This is a genomic window from Agrobacterium tumefaciens, assembly GCA_025559845.1.
GTDB lineage: Bacteria > Pseudomonadota > Alphaproteobacteria > Rhizobiales > Rhizobiaceae > Agrobacterium.
In genome coordinates, this window is record CP048470.1 from 491,702 (window position 1) to 508,456 (window position 16,755).

Here is a 16,755-nt window from a genome sequence, read left to right on the forward strand (position 1 = left end):
CGATAAGGCCGTCACGCCGCAGCCATGACAGAGTTGCTCGAAAACCGGCTGCGATATTCTCCAGGCGAAAGACCGAGAATGCGATGAAACACGCGCCGAAATGCGGCCGCGTCCTCATAGCCGACTGACCACGCGATCTGATCGACCGATCGCTTGGTGAATTCCAGCAGTTCGCGGGCCTTGCCGACGCGCAGATGTTGAACATATTCGATCGGCTTCATGCCAGTTGCAGACTTGAAACGCCGCAGGAAGGTCCGCTCCTCGAGCCCGGCCTGATCTGCCATGTCGGACACGCTTGTTGCACGCCCGGCACGCGCCTGAAGCCAATGTTGCACTTTCAGGATCGACTCATCGCCATGCGTCAGGCGTGGTGCGAAGCTGCTGTAGTGTCGCTGCTCGCGACCTGACGGATCGATCAGCAGAAATTTCCCGGTTTCGATCATTACCGATGGCCCCAGAAGCCGGTCCACGATGCGCAAACCAAGATCGGTCCATGCCATCAACCCGCCAGCCGTGATGATGTCACCATCCTCGATGACAATCTTGTCGATCTCGACACGGACATCCGGAAAACGTTCGCGAAAACGCTCCGCAAACAGCCAATGCGTTGTGGCTGGGCGACCGGCCAGCAGACCTGTTGCCGCGAGAATGAACGATCCTCCACAACTCGCGGCCAACGTCGCTCCTTGTGCGTGACGGTCAAGCAACCAGCGAGCGTAAGGTGCAGCCTCTTCGACTTCGGCGGGACCCGTCAGCCTGCCGGGCACCACCAGAATGTCCGGATGTCCGGCCGCGTCAGGACTGGTGTCGTAACAGCGGCAAAAACTACCGTTCTCTTCCATGTTCCAGTGGCTGACACGCAACTCGGGTCCGCCACGATCCTTGGAAAACAGTGACGCGATTGCAAAAAGGTCGGTTATGCCGTGCACCATGGCAATCTGGCAGCCCCGGTAGAGAACGAGGCCAACCTCCAAAGCACTCCCTGAAGCTCCTGCCATCTCTGTTTTCCCCTTTTTGTCAGTTTTGGCCCGTCTTCTGTCAGAAGCGCCAATCCTGCGCTCGCTGGCTCCAGAGTATCTCTATTCCCACGGGACGCAAGCAAGCTCCCTGAACCAAAGGAGAGAGAGAAATGAGCACGATCACCACCAAAGACGGCACGCATATCTACTACAAAGACTGGGGCTCCAAGGATGCTCAGCCGATCATCTTCTCGCACGGCTGGCCACTCAGCGCCGATGCCTGGGATGCGCAGATGGTGTTCTTCGCCAATCACGGTTTCCGCACCATTGCCCATGATCGTCGCAGCCACGGTCGCTCCGATCAGGTCTGGGATAACAACAACATGGACCAGTATGCTGATGACCTTGCTGAACTGATCGAACAGCTTGACCTGCACGACATTATTCTGGTCGGTCACTCCACTGGCGGTGGCGAAGTGACCCGCTACATCGGACGCCATGGAACAGCGCGCGTCGCCAAGATCGGCCTGATCGGCGCTGTACCGCCGCTGATGCTGAAAACGGAAAGCAATCCCGGCGGTTTGCCGATCGACGTCTTCGACGGCATTCGCAAAGGCACCTACGACAATCGCAGCCAGTTCTTCAAGGATCTGACAATACCCTTCTACGGTTACAACCGTGACGGCGCTGTCATCTCCGAAGGTATTCGCGAAGAATTCTGGCGCCAGGGCATGATGGGCGGCCTCAAGGGCCAACTCGACAGCATTCGGGCCTTTTCCGAGAGCGACTTTCATCAGGATCTGAAGGCTTTCGACAAACCGACGCTGGTCTTGCATGGAGATGACGATCAGATCGTCCCGATCGGGGCGTCTGCACACTCGACGGTCAAGATCGTCAAGCACGCTGTCCTGAAGGTCTACGAAGGCGCCGACCACGGTTTGACGCAGACACATCAGGATCGTTTCAACGCCGATCTCCTCACCTTCATCAAAGCCTGAAACACCAACGGCAAAGCACTGGCGCCTGGAGGCGCCAGCCCGCCGCTTTCAAAAGGAACATTCGAAATGACCAAGGAAACATTTCTCGTCACCGGCGCATCGGATGGTATCGGCGCCGTTTATGCCGATCGTCTGGCAGGGCGCGGTTACAATCTGGTGCTTGTCGCGCGCCGCGCTGAAAAACTGCAGTCGCTGGCTGCGCAACTCGAGAAGGTTCACGGTGTCTCGGTGGAGGTTTTGGCCGCTGACCTTTCGACCGCCCAGGGCCTCGAAAAGGTAGAAAACCGCCTGCGCGAAGACAGCCAGATCACTGGCCTCGTCAACAATGCCGGCATTGCAGGGGAAGGCAACATAACCGAACTCGACCCGTCCTATGTCACCGGCATGATCCACCTCAATATCCTCGCCGTCACCCGGCTCGCAGCAGCGATCGCCCCACGCTTGTCTTCCCGTGGTAAAGGCACAATCATCAACATCACCTCCGTCACGGCACTCATGCCGGCCGCATTCACGGCGGTCTATCCAGCGACGAAGGCTTTTGTACTTGCTTTCACAGAGGCACTGCAGGCACAACTCGCTCCCTCCGGTGTCCGCGTCCAGGGCGTTCTGCCAGGAATTACACGCACAGCAATCTGGGAAGAAGTAAAACTCAGCACCATCCCTGCCGCAATGGTCATGGACGTCAATGACATGGTCGATGCTGCCATGGTTGGTCTCGATCTCGGCGAAGTAATGACCATTCCCTCGCTGCCAGACAGCGCCGACCTTGAAACCTATCTCAGTGCGCGTTCGGCTTTGCGACCCAATCTGTCGCTTGCAAAACCGGCCGCCCGCTACAGCGTCGTCACCGCAGTAAAGTAGTGGGTACCGCCATGATCCTCGGACTGACAATTTCCCAATTCACCCTATTGCATGTCGCCTTGAGCTTCATTGGCATCGCTTCCGGCCTGATCGCGCTCCCGGCCTATGCATCCGGAAAGTGGATGCCGCGCATGACTGGTCTTTTTCTCGCGACGACCCTGGCGACAACGCTGACGGGATTTCTCTTTCCCATCAGTACATTTACCCCGGCACTTGGGGTAGGCATCATTTCCACCATCATTCTGGCGGCCGCACTCGCAGCCCTTTATGTTTACAAGCTGAACGGCAAGGCACGAGTAATCTACGCTGTCACGGCAACGACAGGCTTATATCTCAATATGTTCGTTTTGATTGTTCAGTCATTTTTGAAAATCGAAACGCTGAACGAGCTTGCCCCGAATGGTAACGAACCGCCGTTCGTCGTTGCCCAAAGTGCGCTTTTGCTCGCCGCAATCATTCTCGGTCGCAAGGCGTCTACGAAGAGCCGACATTTCGGGATATTCGCGAAATGACTGCCCGGCCCCTTCCGCAGAACTCCCAACAGGTCGTTCTGCGGAATTTACATGAGGGAAGCTCTGGTTCTACAATCAGAAACGATAGGTCAAGCCGAGAACGGGGCCTTTAAGCGTTGAATCAAACACGTGGCCATCAGAATCATAATCTACGTCGAGAATTTTGTAGCCTGCAGACACAGACAGGTGGTCGGTAAACGCATAATTTGCCGTGGCAAGCGCCTGCCAGGTGTGATCCGATCCCGCTCCAAAACCACCGATGTCGGCCTGCGCGTGAACAGAGAATTTCGGTGTAACTTTGTAAAATGCCCGGAAACCAATCACCGGATCGACCCAGCCGAAATCCTCTCCGTAACTGCGTGAAAATGTGCCGTAATTGACAGTCACATCGTTGGAAATATGCCAGATACGCATGCCTGCAAGGAGATCGAGCGTCAGATCCTGATCATCATAGACCCGGTATCCACCTTTCAACGTCGCAGAAAACTGGACCGTATCGACGTCCGCACTCAACCCATGCGTCGCCCCAATGACAGGAAGCGCGCCGATCACATGGCTATCTGTGGTGTTGACGTACATCATGTCGCCGGAGAAAACGAGACGGTCATATCGCCCCCAAACGTCGAGGAAACCTCCGACGTTGAGATGATCCACCACGTCCGAGAAGGACTTTTCGACCGAGATTGTCGGTCCACGGCGAAATGGGGAGATATCGCCTTTGAGCCCTGCGGCCCAGAGATACGGGGTAATCTGCAAAGCCCAGCCTGGCGGAAGGCTGCTATCTTCGGTTACGTCAGCCACCGCCTGCGGCAAAGATGGATCAGCCGCCTCGGCGCTGACTGCCAGCAACGGCAAAAGCACCAAAGCCCATTTCAAACCATTCCCCATTTATACGTTCTCTCGTTCCACCAAACCGCTAGGAATCGGACGGGCGAAACCGCCCGACAATCACGCTATCATTCTGTCAGAGCCCTTGAAACGGGAAAGGCTTTGCGTCCTGGAAATCTGCCGTTGCATCACCGGAAAATGTGTGGACCTGATCTGTGCCAAGATCGAGCCGTTTGACCTTGCCCGTCTCCTTCGAAAAATCGATCTTCTTCAGATCGACCCAGAAGGTATTGGGCGTCATGGCGGATTCGAAGAAATAGAGCTTGCGTTTGTGATCGTAGACGGTGCGCCACCGGGTGGACGAAATCTCCGGCTGGTCCGGTGAGGAAATACCAAGCGGAACCGATACGTTGCGGATCACTCCGAAAACGCTTGCAAGCAACCGGTTCGGCTCACCACTTTGCGGTATTGCATTCACATAGAACGCTGCGCGTGTGAAACGATCGGCAGCCCGGTTCGTACCAGGCAGCATGACGGTGCCGCCGATGTCTTGCCAATAGGACGTTAACGCGAGTTGCTCGTCATAAGTCGGGGAGTTGGTCATGACCTGGTATTGGCGGCCATGATGGATGACCTGCTTTCCGTCGATATATTCGATAATGGCACTGTCGCCACTTGAATCGGAAAGAGACAGATGGAGCGAAGTTAGTCGATCCTGCCCCGGCACATTGTCCGTGACTATCGTGAACGGCTGCGTCTTCAGAACCTCGACGGTCTCCGCGACCGTGGCAAACCGATCAAGGACATATTGCGCCCAGGCAGCAATGGTCAGGCCGGGTTTGCTGCTCGCCTCAAACTTCGGATACTCCGATTCAGTCAGCCACAGGACATTGGCAACGAGCCCGGCTTCGTTTGCACCATCAGTTGTCGAAACGTCGTAGCCTGTCGTCACCACAGACCCATATTTGGCAGTCCATTTCAGGGAATTCGGACCTGCTTCTCCGTTGCGCTCGATACCACGAGGCAGGATGTAGAGATTGCTGCCAATATCGTATTTCCAGTCCATCGATCGGGCGGTGACAATGTTGCCATCCTGCCCAAGGAACACGAACCGCGTGCATGCGTCTGCTGTTAGTGGTGACGCGACGGCATAAAAACCAGCCAAGCCGAACGTGAATACTCTCCGGAACGCTTTCGAAATCATCGGCACCCCCTGACGAAAATGATCGCCAAAGGACAATGGATTTCCTTCTATCATCCTCAGGCGATGCAAGAGTGCACCAGGTTTACGACAACCTCAAGATGAGAACGACCTTAATCATGCCCCTGATTATCTCCACACATTCAGACGGCCATGTTCTGGCCATAGCGTCATCATGGCGTGGCAATTACTGAAGATGTCAAAAGCTGAAAAGGAAGGGCTCGCGAACACCTAGGTATACGCGAGCCATAGCCATCACTTTGCGATGAGGCTTTTTCCAGTCATTTCAGCAGGTTGCGGCAGGTTCATCAGTTGCAGGATCGTCGGTGCGACATCAGCAAGAATACCGTCGCGCACCGTTGCACCGTCCGGTCCACCGAACAGGATGACCGGCACCGGATTGGTGGTGTGTGCCGTGTGCGGTCCTCCGGTGACCGGATCGACCATGGTCTCGCAATTGCCGTGATCGGCGATCACCAGCATGGCGCCGCCAACCTTTTCCAGCGCTGCAACAACTTGCGCCAGTCCGCGATCTACTGCTTCGCATGCCTTGATTGCGGCATTCAGGTCACCGGTATGCCCAACCATATCAGGGTTAGCGTAATTTGTGACGATGAGATCGTAACCCTTGCCGATCGCCTCCACGAATTTCTCCGTGACTTCAGGCGCGCTCATTTCCGGTTGCAGATCATAGGTTGCAACCTTCGGCGACTTCGGCATAAACCGATCTTCACCCACTTCCGGCTCTTCCTTTCCGCCATTCAGGAAAAACGTGACATGCGGATATTTCTCGGTTTCTGCCAAGCGGAACTGGCGCAATCCGTGACTTGCCACCCAGGCACCCAGAGTGTTGGCAATATCACGCTTGGGATAGGCCGTGGCCATGAAAGCATTGTGTTTCGTGGAGTATTCCACCATGCCCAGCAGGGCGGACAGTTGCGGCTTCTGACGCGCAAACCCGTCGAAATCTTCGGCACCGATGGCAGACAGAATTTCACGGGCGCGGTCCGCGCGGAAATTGAGGCAGAACAGGCCGTCACCGGTCTTGAAGCCTTCATACCCACCAATCACAGTTGGCAGGATGAATTCATCCGTCACGTTGTTTTTGTAGCTTGCCGTAACGGCGCTGACAGCGTCTGGCGCATGTTCGCCCTTGGCGAGAACCATCGCATCGTAGGCTTTTTCGACGCGCTCCCAACGATTGTCGCGGTCCATGGCATAATAACGCCCGATCACGCTGCCGATGCTGGCCCCCTCGGGCAAGCTGTCGACAAACGTCTGCACGAAGCCTTCTGCCGATTTAGGGGCAACATCGCGTCCATCTGTCATGACGTGGAAAATGACTTTCAGCCCAAGATCCACCAACAGTTTGACGGCCGCCTGAGCATGCACGATATGACCATGCACGCCACCGTCGGAAATAACGCCCGTAAGGTGCGCGGCACCGCCGGCAGCCTTTACCTTCGAGGCAAAATCCAGAATGGAAGCGTTTTTGAAAAAGCTGCCGTCCTCAATGGCAAGATCAATTTGACCGAGATCCATCGCAACGACCCGGCCCGCACCGATATTGGTGTGACCAACTTCGGAATTGCCCATCTGCCCCGTCGGCAGTCCGACGTTCGGTCCAAAAGTGGTGAGCGTCGCATGTGGGCACGTCGCAAACAGCCGGTCCATGGTTGGCGTGTTGGCCAGGGCGGGCGCGTTGCTCGACCGATCCTCGCTCAGCCCCCAGCCATCGAGAATGGTCAGAACAACGGGTTTCGGAGTGCTCATGAATGGACCTTTTCTTCGTTAATCGTCTGCGGGCGACGAACAGAAAGGCCGCCGGAGCGTGCCCGTTCGCCGTTTTGTCATGGTGAGAAGCAGGCTTCCCGTTCTCACTCTTCTATACTCGAAGACCATGAACGCAAGCCCATATCGTTGCCGGATCAGCCTTCACAGATCCGACGTCCCTCGGCATGACGGGCAGACGACATCAGTCCTCGATGAAGATCAGTGCCGGTTTTTCCAGCAAGGTTTTGATCTTCTGAATGAAGACTGCGGCATCCCAGCCATCCACCACCCGGTGATCGAAACTCGACGACAGGTTCATCATCTTTCTCGGGACAAACTGACTGCCGTCCCAGACCGGCCGCGTGACAATCTTGTTGACCCCGATGATTGCGACTTCGGGATGGTTGATGACCGGTGTAGAGGCGATACCGCCCAATGCACCGAGCGAACTGATGGTAATTGTCGAGCCGGACAGTTCCTCACGTTTGGCAGTGCCGTTGCGAGCGGCCTCGGCAACACGGCCGAGTTCTTCTGCACATTCCCACAACCCGCGCGCTTCTGCATGGCAGACGACCGGTACAATGAGACCAGCCGTGGTCTGCGTCGCGATGCCAATGTGAACAGCGCTGTAGTGATTGATCACCCCGGCCTCATCATCGAAGGTTGCGTTCATTCCGGGTTGATCGGAAACCGCCCGTACCATTGCGCGCATCAGAAAAGGCAGGATCGTGAGTTTCGGTTGCCCACTCCTGCGCTTGCCGTTCATGATGGCGCGCAATTCCTCAACGTCAGTGACGTCGATTTCCTCGACGTAGGTAATATGGGGAATACGCGAGACCGAAAGCACCATCTTCTCGGCAATCTTGCGCCGTAGCCCTGTCATTCTCACCTGTTCGACCGCACTATCGCCGGGCGATGCACGAAGACGCTGCTCAGTCGTGGAGCGCGATAAAAGGAACGCATCAAGATCGGCGTGTGTGATATGCCCATCCGGACCAGTCGGCTTAACCTGATGGAGATCAAGATCGAGATCGTCGGCACGTTGGCGGACAGCGGGAGAGGCGAGCGGTTTATGATCGTCCTGCAATGCCGGCGGGACATCGGGTTTAATATCGGTAACAGGCGGGGGTGTTTCCACTTGAGCGGGCTCATCAAGAGCAATTACGGCATCTTGTGCCTCCGGCTCATCCTCTACCACCGTCGCTGCGTTAACCTCGGTCTCTATGCGCAGCAGTGGCGCCTTAACCGCGACTGTGTCTCCAATTTCAGCGGCGATCCAGGTTACCACGCCTGAAACCGGCGATGGAATTTCGACTGTCGCCTTGTCGGTCATCACTGCGGCAAGGACCATATCTTCATGGACCGGATCACCGGGCTTGACGTGCCATTCGACCAGTTCGGCCTCCGCGACACCTTCCCCGACATCGGGCATAGTGAGAACGTATTCCGTCATCCTTCAGGCCTCCATGACGTCTATAAGTGCACGCCCGACACGGGCTGGACCGGGAAAATAATCCCACTCCTGTGCATGCGGATAAGGCGTATCCCAACCGGCGACGCGAACGATCGGTGCCTCCAGATGATAGAAACAATGTTCCTGAACCAATGACACGACTTCCGCGCCGAAACCGGATGTGAGCGTCGCCTCGTGGACCATGACACAACGTCCGGTCTTGGCGACCGAGCGCGTGATGGTTTCGAGATCAAGCGGCAACAGGCTGCGCAAGTCTATCACCTCGGCATCAACACCTGTCTCCTCCGCTGCCGCCAACGCGACATGCACCATTGTTCCATAAGCAATGACTGTGACGCCAGCGCCAGCACGCCTCACGGCAGCCTTGCCAATGGGAATGGTATAGTGCTCGTCCGGCACTTCACCCAACTCATGTTTGGCCCAGGATGTTACAGGCCTGTCGTGATGCCCATCGAATGGGCCGTTGTAGAGGCGCTTCGGCTCCAGGAACATCACCGGGTCAGGATCTTCGATCGCTGATATGAGCAGGCCCTTCGCATCATGCGGATTGGAGGGAACGACGACTTTCAGCCCGCAGACATGCGTGAAAAGCGCTTCCGGACTTTGGCTGTGCGTCTGACCACCGAATATGCCGCCACCGGTTGGCATGCGCAAAACGATCGGGCAGGTAAAATCACCGTTAGAGCGATAGCGGATGCGTGCAGCCTCCTGGGTGATCTGATCGTAGGCGGGATACATGTAATCGGCGAACTGTATCTCGACACAGGGACGTAGACCGTAGGCAGCCATGCCGATCGCCGTGCCGACAATACCGGATTCGCTGATTGGTGCGTCGAAACACCGGGTCTTGCCGTATTTTGCCTGCAGCCCCTGGGTTGCCCGGAACACGCCGCCGAAGTAGCCGACGTCCTCACCGAACACGACAACATTGTCGTCACGTCCCATCGATACGTCCATGGCGCTCCGGACGGCTTCGATCATTGTCATTCTTGTCATATCAGTACCCCGCCTTTTCACGCTGGCGACGAAGATGCGGTGGCATTTCGGCATAAACACCTTCGAACATATCTTTCGTCGGGGGTTTGCCACCGGCATGCAGGGTCCCGTGGCTTTCTGCCTCGCGCTGCGCGTCGATCACCTCATCCATGATTTCAGCCTCCGCCTGCCGATGCCGCTCTTCGGACCAGACATCCCGGAGAACAAGGTGCTTTTTCAACCTGAGAACCGGATCGCCAAGAGGCCACACTTCGGATTCCGTCTTGGGCCGATACGCACTCGGATCATCGGACGTGGAGTGTGCTCCAACCCGGTAGGTGACATACTCGATCAAGGTTGGACCGAGATTGCGGCGTGCACGTTCGGCAGCCCAACGCGCCACCGCATAAACGGCAAGATAGTCGTTCCCATCCACCCGAAGTGCTGGAATACCAAACCCGAGACCCCGGGCGGCGAAGGTTCCCGAACCACCACGCGCAATTCCCTGGAAGGTAGAGATAGCCCATTGGTTATTGACGATGTTGAGAATGACGGGCGCCTTGTACGTAGAGGCAAATACCAGCGCTGAATGGAAATCCGATTCCGCCGTCGAACCGTCTCCAATCCACGCGGCCGCAATCTTCGTATCACCCTTGATTGCGGAAGCCATGGCCCAACCGACCGCCTGAACATATTGCGTGGCAAGATTACCGGAGACCGTGAAAAAGCCGTGCTCTTTCGAAGAATAGAGAACCGGTAACTGTCGCCCGTGAAGCGGATCGTGCTCGTTGGAGAAAATCTGGTTCATCATCGTAAGAAGCGGATAGTCATCGGCGATCAAAAGACCAGCCTGTCGATAGGTCGGGAAATTCATGTCGCCTTTGGACAGCGCCTTGCGGAACGCGCAACTCACCGCCTCTTCGCCGAGATGCTGCATGTAGAAGGACGTCTTGCCCTGCCGTTGCGCCATCAGCATACGCGCATCGAACGCGCGAAGCCGCATCATGTTTTTAAGCCCCGTCAGCAACTCTTCATCCGAAAGGAGACCCGACCAGGGGCCAACCGCCTCTCCCTTTTGATTGAGAACACGGATGATCGAATAGGCCAGATCGCGAATGGTCTCCGGCGCGGCATCCACCTCCGGACGAGGGACGGCCCCTGCCCTTTGCAGTTTCACATTGGAAAAATCTGGCTGATCGCCCGGACGAACTGCCGGTTCGGGAACATGCAGGCTCAGGCGGGTGGTTTCGGTCATGCGTTTTTCCTCCTTCCACCGCCGTCTCTCCTCCAGACGGCGAAACAACTGCTAGAGATTTCGCGCAATCACCATGCGCTGGATATCGCTTGTCCCCTCGTAAATCTGGCAGATGCGCACATCGCGATAAATCCGCTCCACCGGATAATCCGCCATGTAGCCGTAACCGCCGTGGATCTGGATGGCGTCGGAGCACACCCGTTCGGCCATCTCGGACGCAAAAAGCTTCGCCATGGAGGCCTGCGAAAGGCAGGGCTCTCCCGCTTCCTTCAGAGCGGCGGCATGCAGGACAAGCTGGCGCGCGGCCTCGATATTGGTCGTCATATCCGCAAGCCGAAAGGCGACCGCCTGATGGTCAACAATCGCTGTTCCAAAAGCCGAGCGCCCGCGCGCGTAATCGCGGGCAGCCTCAAATGCGGCTTGGGCCATACCTACGGCCTGGGCAGCAATACCGATGCGACCACCCTCAAGATTGGCAAGCGCGATCCGATAACCTTCTCCTTCTTCCCCCAGCCGCAGTGCGGCGGGGACGGTCATGTCCGTAAAGGCGATCTGGCACGTGTCTGACGCGTGAAGGCCTAGTTTTTCCTCTACTCTCACCACCTCATAGCCTGGTGTATCTGTTGGCACGATAAAGGCGCTGATGCCCTTCTTGCCGGCATCTGGATCGGTAACGGCAAACACGATAATGACGTTGCCATTCTTTCCCGAGGTGATGAACTGTTTCGAACCGTTAAGGACGTAGCTATCGCCGTCTCGCCGGGCCCGGGTTTTCAGATTGGAAGCGTCTGATCCCGCCTGCGGTTCAGTCAGAGCGAAGCCGCCTATCCATTCGCCGCAAGCGAGTTTCGGCAGAAATCGCTTTTTTTGTTCGTCCGTTCCGAATTTCAGGATCGGCACGCAGCCAACAGAATTGTGCACGCTCATGATGGTGGAACAGGCGCCGTCAGCAGCGGCAATTTCCTCAAGTGCCAAGGCATAGGCGACGGCACCGGTTTCCGATCCCCCGTAGGTCTCCGGCACAAGCATTCCAAGGAAACCGAGTTCGCCCATTTCTTTCAATTCGCTCCGCGGAAAACGGCTCTCCCGATCACGTAAGCTGGCACCGGGTGCCAGACGTTCTCGGGCAAAATCGCGGGCCACTTCTCTGATCTGCTGCTGGGCGTCGTTCAATATCATGATCGGCCCTCAATGACGTTCGACGGCGAAAGCTGTGGCCTCACCACCGCCAATGCAGACGGCAGCAACGCCGCGCTTCAGTGCGTGCCGCTTCAATGCGGAAAGCAGCGTGACTATGATCCTTGCCCCGGATGCACCAATCGGATGGCCAAGCGCGCAGGCACCACCATGCACATTCACCTTATCGTGCGGCAGATCGAGATCGCGCATGGCGGCCATTGCCACCACGGCAAAAGCTTCGTTGATTTCGAACAGATCGATTTCACCCAATTGCCAACCGGTCCTATCCGTAAGCCGCCGGATAGCACCAACTGGCGCGGTCGGAAATCTCGCCGGAGCATCCGCAAATGTAGCGTGCCCCGCGATTGTCGCCAGCGGCTGCAAGCCGCGCCTGTCGGCATCGGAGCGGCGCATAAGGACCAGCGCCGCTGCACCATCGGAAATCGAGCTGGAGTTAGCGGCCGTCACCGTTCCGCCTTCGCGAAAAGCAGGTTTCAACAATGGAATCTTTTCCGGCCTTGCCTTGCCAGGCTGCTCATCGACATCGATCTGCCGGCCTGAGGAATTCGAGACGGCCGCTATCTCTTCTGCGAAAGCGCCGTCGGCAATGGCACGACGTGCACGTTCCAGCGAGGTCAAAGCATAATCGTCCTGCATGCTGCGTGTGAACTGATAGGCTTCGGCACAATCCTCGGCAAAGGTTCCCATGAGACGACCCTTGTCATAGGCGTCTTCAAGCCCATCGAGAAACATGTGATCCGTCACCTTGCCATGGCCGAGACGGTATCCCGAGCGGGCCCGATCAAGCAGATAGGGTGCGTTGGTCATGCTCTCCATGCCGCCGGCGACAACGATGTCAGATGTTCCGGCCGCGATCTGATCATGCGCCAGCATCGTCGCTCGCATCCCTGATCCACACATCTTGTTGATGGTGACAGCACTTGTGGAATGAACAATGCCTGCGGCGATCGCTGCCTGTCGTGCCGGCGCCTGTCCCTGACCAGCGGTCAGAACGCAGCCCATTGCAACGTCGTCGATTTCAGAAAAAGAAAGTGTTGATCGCTGGACGGCAGCGCGGATCGCTGCAGCCCCCAGATCTGGAGCCGCAACCGAACCAAAGTCGCCCTGGAAACCGCCCATCGCAGTGCGAGCGGCCCCGACGATAACCACGGGGTCATGCACAGTCACTTTCCACCTCCCTGGAAAGAGCCCGAACCTTGACCGCAACCTCCTCCAGGCTGCGACCGATCCAATGCTGCCGAACACACAGTTCAGACAACTACGGATAGTGAACGCTATCACTATCTCGAATTCATTTCAAAGCTATTTTGATTGACAGTTTTGCACTTCGCGATATCTTTGATCCAACAATGCCCGATATCATAGAGCAAATGATCCATGATTGAGCTCGACAGTTTCGACCAGAAGATTTTGCATGTGCTTGGCGACGACGGCCGTATAAGCTGGCGTGATCTTGCATCGCGCATCGGCCTTTCCTTTACACCGACCTTGCGTCGCGTTCGAAAGCTGGAAGAAGAGGGCATCATTCGCGGATATACGGCTGTATTCGATGAGAACCGTCTGCTCGGCAACATGGGCGTCTTCATTTCGGTGACACTCGAACGGCAGATCAAGGAAGCACTGACCACCTTCGAACATCATGTCGCCTCTATTCCGGAAGTCGTGGGCGGCTATCAGACAAGCGGAAGTTCCGACTATCTCATTCATGCGATGGTGCGAGATCTGCCACATTACCAGCAGCTTCTGGATTTTCTGACAACCGTTCCCGGTGTCTCTCGTATCCAGTCCAATTTTGCCATTAAGACATTCGTGCGCCGCTCGGCTGCATTTACAGGGGGCGACGACGCATAAAGGGAGTGCCGGTGCGGAGGAGGTACTGGCAGTTCACAAGAGGGCGGTGAGGAAGAGCCGCCGGAGGAGGAACACACGCGATGAGCTCGAACCTCGCCGCCATTTTCGATGCCGACCTTGCGCCGGAAATCGCTGCCCTGCGCGAAAGTGTCCGGGCTTTTGCCGATGACAGGATTGCTCCCCATGCCGACGCGATTGATCGGGAAGATAAGTTTCCGCGTCAACTCTGGCCAGAGATGGGCCGCTTAGGGCTGCACGGCATCACCGCCTTTGAAGAATATGGCGGTGCAAATATGGGTTATCTGGCCCATTGCGTGGCGATGGAGGAGATCAGCCGCGCTTCCGCTGCGATCGGTCTATCCTATGGTGCCCATTCCAACCTTTGCATCAACCAGATTCATCGCTGGGGACGGGACGAACAGAAACGGCGTTATCTTCCAAAACTGATCTCCGGTGAGCATGTCGGTTCGCTCGCCATGAGCGAAACGGAAGCCGGGTCGGACGTTGTTTCGATGCGGCTGAAGGCAGAGCGAAAAGGCGATCATTATGTCCTGAACGGCTCCAAAATGTGGATTACCAACGGGCACGAGGCCGATACGCTGGTGGTCTATGCCAAGACGGATGTGTCGGCTGGCCCACGCGGCATTACCGCTTTCCTGATTGAGAAGGAGTTTCCCGGCTTTCGACCTGCGCAGAAGCTCGACAAGCTTGGCATGCGCGGCTCTCCGACCTCGGAACTGGTTTTCGAAGATTGCGAGGTGCCGCAAGACAATGTCCTCGGCAAACTCAACGACGGCGTAACGGTGTTGATGAGTGGCCTTGATTACGAGCGGGCAGTGCTTGCCGCAGGTCCCGTCGGCATTATGCAGGCGGCCATCGATCTGGTCCTGCCCTACAGCCGCGAACGCCAACAGTTTGGCAAACCAATCGGTGAATTCCAGCTTGTGCAGGGAAAAATTGCCGACATCTACACGGCGATGAACGCCTCGCGGAGCTATGTTTACGCTGTTGCAAAAGCCTGCGACAGCGGCCGCATCACGCGGCAGGATGCGGCAGGCGCCATCCTGTTTGCCGCTGAACGGGCAACGCAAGTCGCACTCGACACCATCCAACTGCTTGGAGGGGCGGGCTATGTCAATGAAAGTCCAGCCGGGCGCCTCCTACGGGATGCGAAGCTTTACGAAATCGGCGCTGGCACCAGTGAAATCAGGCGGATGCTGATCGGACGTGAACTTGTCAAAGGCAATATGTGAGGCGAACCATGAAGCTTTCATCCAGCCTGTTACGAGACCCCTCGTTTGCCGACAACACCAGCTTCATGTCCTCTCTTGTCCATGACCTGCAACATCATGTGCAGCAGATATCGCAGGGAGGTGGCGAGAAATCGCGCGTGAAACACCTGGGGCGCGGCAAACTTCTGGTCCGTGACCGCATCGATGCCCTTCTCGATCCGGGCAGCCCCTTTCTGGAGTTGTCGCAATTTGCCGCGCACGCCGTCTATGATGAGCCCGTCCCCGCAGCCGGGATCATCACAGGCATCGGGCGCATTTCCGGTCGTGAATGCATGGTTGTTGCCAATGACGCGACGGTCAAAGGTGGGACCTACTATCCCTTGACGGTCAAGAAGCATCTTCGAGCCCAGGAGATTGCCCGCGAAAACCGGCTTCCCTGTATCTACCTGGTGGATTCTGGCGGAGCAAACCTCCCCAACCAGGATGAAGTCTTTCCGGATCGCGATCATTTTGGCCGGATTTTTTTCAACCAGGCGACCATGTCGGCCCAGGGAATTGCCCAGATCGCCGTCGTGATGGGAAGTTGTACGGCGGGTGGCGCTTATGTCCCTGCCATGAGCGACCAATCCGTCATTGTCAAAAATCAGGGTACGATTTTCCTCGGGGGACCACCTCTGGTAAAGGCGGCCACCGGCGAAGTCGTCACCGCTGAAGAATTGGGTGGCGCGGACGTGCACTCACGCCAGTCCGGCGTTACGGACTACTACGCGCGTGACGACAGGCACGCCCTGGCCATCACCCGCCAGATCGTCGCGGGCCTCAATCGCAGCAAAAAAAACCAACTCGAAATCCGACCTCCAACCGAGCCACTATTTCCACCAGACGAGCTTTACGGCATCGTTCCGGCCGATACACGCAAGCCATTCGAGGTTCGCGAAGTTATCGCCCGGCTGGTGGATGGCTCAGAATTCGATGAATTCAAGGCGTTGTATGGGACAACTCTGGTTTGCGGCTTTGCGCATATTCACGGCTATCCGGTCGGCATCATCGCCAATAACGGCATCCTGTTTTCTGAATCAGCACTCAAAGGCGCGCACTTTATAGAACTGTGTTGCCAGCGCGGCATACCGCTCGTCTTTCTGCAGAACATCACGGGTTTTATGGTCGGCCGCGCCTACGAAGCTGGTGGCATTGCAAAAGACGGGGCAAAACTTGTCACCGCCGTTGCCTGCGCGCGTGTTCCCAAATTCACTGTCATTATAGGCGGCTCTTTCGGCGCTGGTAACTACGGGATGTGCGGCAGAGCCTACTCCCCGCGCTTTTTGTGGATGTGGCCGAACGCGCGCATTTCGGTGATGGGCGGAGAACAGGCAGCATCAGTGTTGGCACAGGTGCGCCGTGATGGCATCGAAGCAGATGGCCGCCACTGGTCAACAGAGGGCGAAGACGCGTTTAAGCAGCCGATCCGGGAAAAATACGAACGTGAGGGACATCCCTATTACGCCAGTGCACGCCTTTGGGACGACGGCATCATCGACCCGAAAGACACGCGCCTGGTTTTAGGGCTCGGGCTTTCAGCAGCGTTGAATGCGCCGATCGAACCCACTTCCTTCGGCACGTTCAGGATGTGAGGTCG

15 protein-coding genes are annotated in these 16,755 nt (G+C 56.8%); 6 read left to right on the forward strand and 9 right to left on the reverse strand.

Annotated features, from left to right (window positions below; translation table 11 throughout):
- Positions 1-11: 11 nt before the first annotated feature.
- Complete coding sequence (locus tag FY156_18750; GenBank protein UXS03597.1) at positions 12-998, reverse strand: GlxA family transcriptional regulator; 987 nt, start codon at positions 996-998, stop codon at positions 12-14.
- A 131-nt stretch (positions 999-1,129) separates the two neighbouring features.
- On the opposite strand from FY156_18750, the gene FY156_18755 reads away from it, so the two are divergent.
- The 3 genes from FY156_18755 (at position 1,130) to FY156_18765 (ending at position 3,330) form a co-directional block, all read left to right on the forward strand.
- On the forward strand, positions 1,130-1,957 hold the full coding sequence (locus FY156_18755) for an alpha/beta hydrolase (GenBank protein ID UXS03598.1): 828 nt from the start codon (positions 1,130-1,132) through the stop codon (positions 1,955-1,957).
- A 66-nt stretch (positions 1,958-2,023) separates the two neighbouring features.
- On the forward strand, positions 2,024-2,818 hold the full coding sequence (locus FY156_18760) for an SDR family oxidoreductase (GenBank protein UXS03599.1): 795 nt from the start codon (positions 2,024-2,026) through the stop codon (positions 2,816-2,818).
- A gap of 11 nt (positions 2,819-2,829) precedes the next feature.
- On the forward strand, positions 2,830-3,330 hold the full coding sequence (locus tag FY156_18765; GenBank protein UXS03600.1) for a hypothetical protein: 501 nt from the start codon (positions 2,830-2,832) through the stop codon (positions 3,328-3,330).
- A gap of 75 nt (positions 3,331-3,405) precedes the next feature.
- Here the strand turns inward: FY156_18765 and FY156_18770 are convergent, their stop codons facing one another.
- From FY156_18770 to FY156_18805, 8 genes are all read right to left on the reverse strand, one after another.
- On the reverse strand, positions 3,406-4,080 hold the full coding sequence (locus FY156_18770; GenBank protein UXS05145.1) for a hypothetical protein: 675 nt from the start codon (positions 4,078-4,080) through the stop codon (positions 3,406-3,408).
- A gap of 214 nt (positions 4,081-4,294) precedes the next feature.
- Positions 4,295-5,362, reverse strand: coding sequence for a linear amide C-N hydrolase (locus FY156_18775; protein ID UXS03601.1), 1,068 nt, complete (start codon positions 5,360-5,362; stop codon positions 4,295-4,297).
- A 252-nt stretch (positions 5,363-5,614) separates the two neighbouring features.
- Positions 5,615-7,132 carry a 2,3-bisphosphoglycerate-independent phosphoglycerate mutase gene (locus FY156_18780; GenBank protein UXS03602.1) on the reverse strand — a complete coding sequence of 506 codons (1,518 nt, stop codon included), beginning with the start codon at positions 7,130-7,132 and terminating at the stop codon, positions 5,615-5,617.
- Positions 7,133-7,334: 202 nt separating this feature from the next.
- Positions 7,335-8,585 carry a 2-oxo acid dehydrogenase subunit E2 gene (locus FY156_18785; protein UXS03603.1) on the reverse strand — a complete coding sequence of 417 codons (1,251 nt, stop codon included), beginning with the start codon at positions 8,583-8,585 and terminating at the stop codon, positions 7,335-7,337.
- A 3-nt stretch (positions 8,586-8,588) separates the two neighbouring features.
- A complete protein-coding gene (locus tag FY156_18790; GenBank protein ID UXS03604.1) occupies positions 8,589-9,602 on the reverse strand; it encodes an alpha-ketoacid dehydrogenase subunit beta in 1,014 nt (337 codons plus the stop codon).
- A gap of 1 nt (position 9,603) precedes the next feature.
- Positions 9,604-10,836 (reverse strand): 3-methyl-2-oxobutanoate dehydrogenase (2-methylpropanoyl-transferring) subunit alpha, encoded by a 1,233-nt coding sequence (locus FY156_18795; protein ID UXS03605.1) that lies wholly within the window; start codon positions 10,834-10,836, stop codon positions 9,604-9,606.
- A gap of 51 nt (positions 10,837-10,887) precedes the next feature.
- Positions 10,888-12,015 carry an acyl-CoA dehydrogenase gene (locus FY156_18800; GenBank protein UXS03606.1) on the reverse strand — a complete coding sequence of 376 codons (1,128 nt, stop codon included), beginning with the start codon at positions 12,013-12,015 and terminating at the stop codon, positions 10,888-10,890.
- 9 nt (positions 12,016-12,024) lie between these two features.
- Positions 12,025-13,203, reverse strand: a complete 1,179-nt coding sequence (locus tag FY156_18805) for an acetyl-CoA C-acyltransferase (GenBank protein UXS03607.1) — start codon at positions 13,201-13,203, stop codon at positions 12,025-12,027.
- A gap of 210 nt (positions 13,204-13,413) precedes the next feature.
- Between FY156_18805 and FY156_18810 the strand changes: the two genes are divergently transcribed.
- The 3 genes from FY156_18810 (at position 13,414) to FY156_18820 (ending at position 16,750) form a co-directional block, all read left to right on the forward strand.
- A complete protein-coding gene (locus tag FY156_18810) occupies positions 13,414-13,887 on the forward strand; it encodes an Lrp/AsnC family transcriptional regulator (GenBank protein ID UXS03608.1) in 474 nt (157 codons plus the stop codon).
- A gap of 80 nt (positions 13,888-13,967) precedes the next feature.
- Positions 13,968-15,140 carry an isovaleryl-CoA dehydrogenase gene (locus tag FY156_18815; protein UXS03609.1) on the forward strand — a complete coding sequence of 391 codons (1,173 nt, stop codon included), beginning with the start codon at positions 13,968-13,970 and terminating at the stop codon, positions 15,138-15,140.
- A gap of 8 nt (positions 15,141-15,148) precedes the next feature.
- Positions 15,149-16,750 (forward strand): methylcrotonoyl-CoA carboxylase, encoded by a 1,602-nt coding sequence (locus FY156_18820; GenBank protein UXS03610.1) that lies wholly within the window; start codon positions 15,149-15,151, stop codon positions 16,748-16,750.
- Positions 16,751-16,755: the final 5 nt, after the last annotated feature.

Excerpts from the sequence above, each read along its gene's own strand:
- FY156_18800 (UXS03606.1), bottom strand. The coding sequence starts at position 12,015 with ATGATATTGAACGACGCCCAGCAGCAGATCAGAGAAGTGGCCCGCGAT.
- FY156_18785 (UXS03603.1), bottom strand. The coding sequence starts at position 8,585 with ATGACGGAATACGTTCTCACTATGCCCGATGTCGGGGAAGGTGTCGCG.
- FY156_18815 (UXS03609.1), top strand. The coding sequence starts at position 13,968 with ATGAGCTCGAACCTCGCCGCCATTTTCGATGCCGACCTTGCGCCGGAA.
- FY156_18795 (UXS03605.1), bottom strand. The coding sequence starts at position 10,836 with ATGACCGAAACCACCCGCCTGAGCCTGCATGTTCCCGAACCGGCAGTT.
- FY156_18790 (UXS03604.1), bottom strand. The coding sequence starts at position 9,602 with ATGACAAGAATGACAATGATCGAAGCCGTCCGGAGCGCCATGGACGTA.
- FY156_18760 (UXS03599.1), top strand. The coding sequence starts at position 2,024 with ATGACCAAGGAAACATTTCTCGTCACCGGCGCATCGGATGGTATCGGC.
- FY156_18820 (UXS03610.1), top strand. The coding sequence starts at position 15,149 with ATGAAGCTTTCATCCAGCCTGTTACGAGACCCCTCGTTTGCCGACAAC.
- FY156_18810 (UXS03608.1), top strand. The coding sequence starts at position 13,414 with ATGATTGAGCTCGACAGTTTCGACCAGAAGATTTTGCATGTGCTTGGC.
- FY156_18780 (UXS03602.1), bottom strand. The coding sequence starts at position 7,132 with ATGAGCACTCCGAAACCCGTTGTTCTGACCATTCTCGATGGCTGGGGG.
- FY156_18765 (UXS03600.1), top strand. The coding sequence starts at position 2,830 with ATGATCCTCGGACTGACAATTTCCCAATTCACCCTATTGCATGTCGCC.
- FY156_18750 (UXS03597.1), bottom strand. The coding sequence starts at position 998 with ATGGCAGGAGCTTCAGGGAGTGCTTTGGAGGTTGGCCTCGTTCTCTAC.
- FY156_18775 (UXS03601.1), bottom strand. The coding sequence starts at position 5,362 with ATGATTTCGAAAGCGTTCCGGAGAGTATTCACGTTCGGCTTGGCTGGT.
- FY156_18755 (UXS03598.1), top strand. The coding sequence starts at position 1,130 with ATGAGCACGATCACCACCAAAGACGGCACGCATATCTACTACAAAGAC.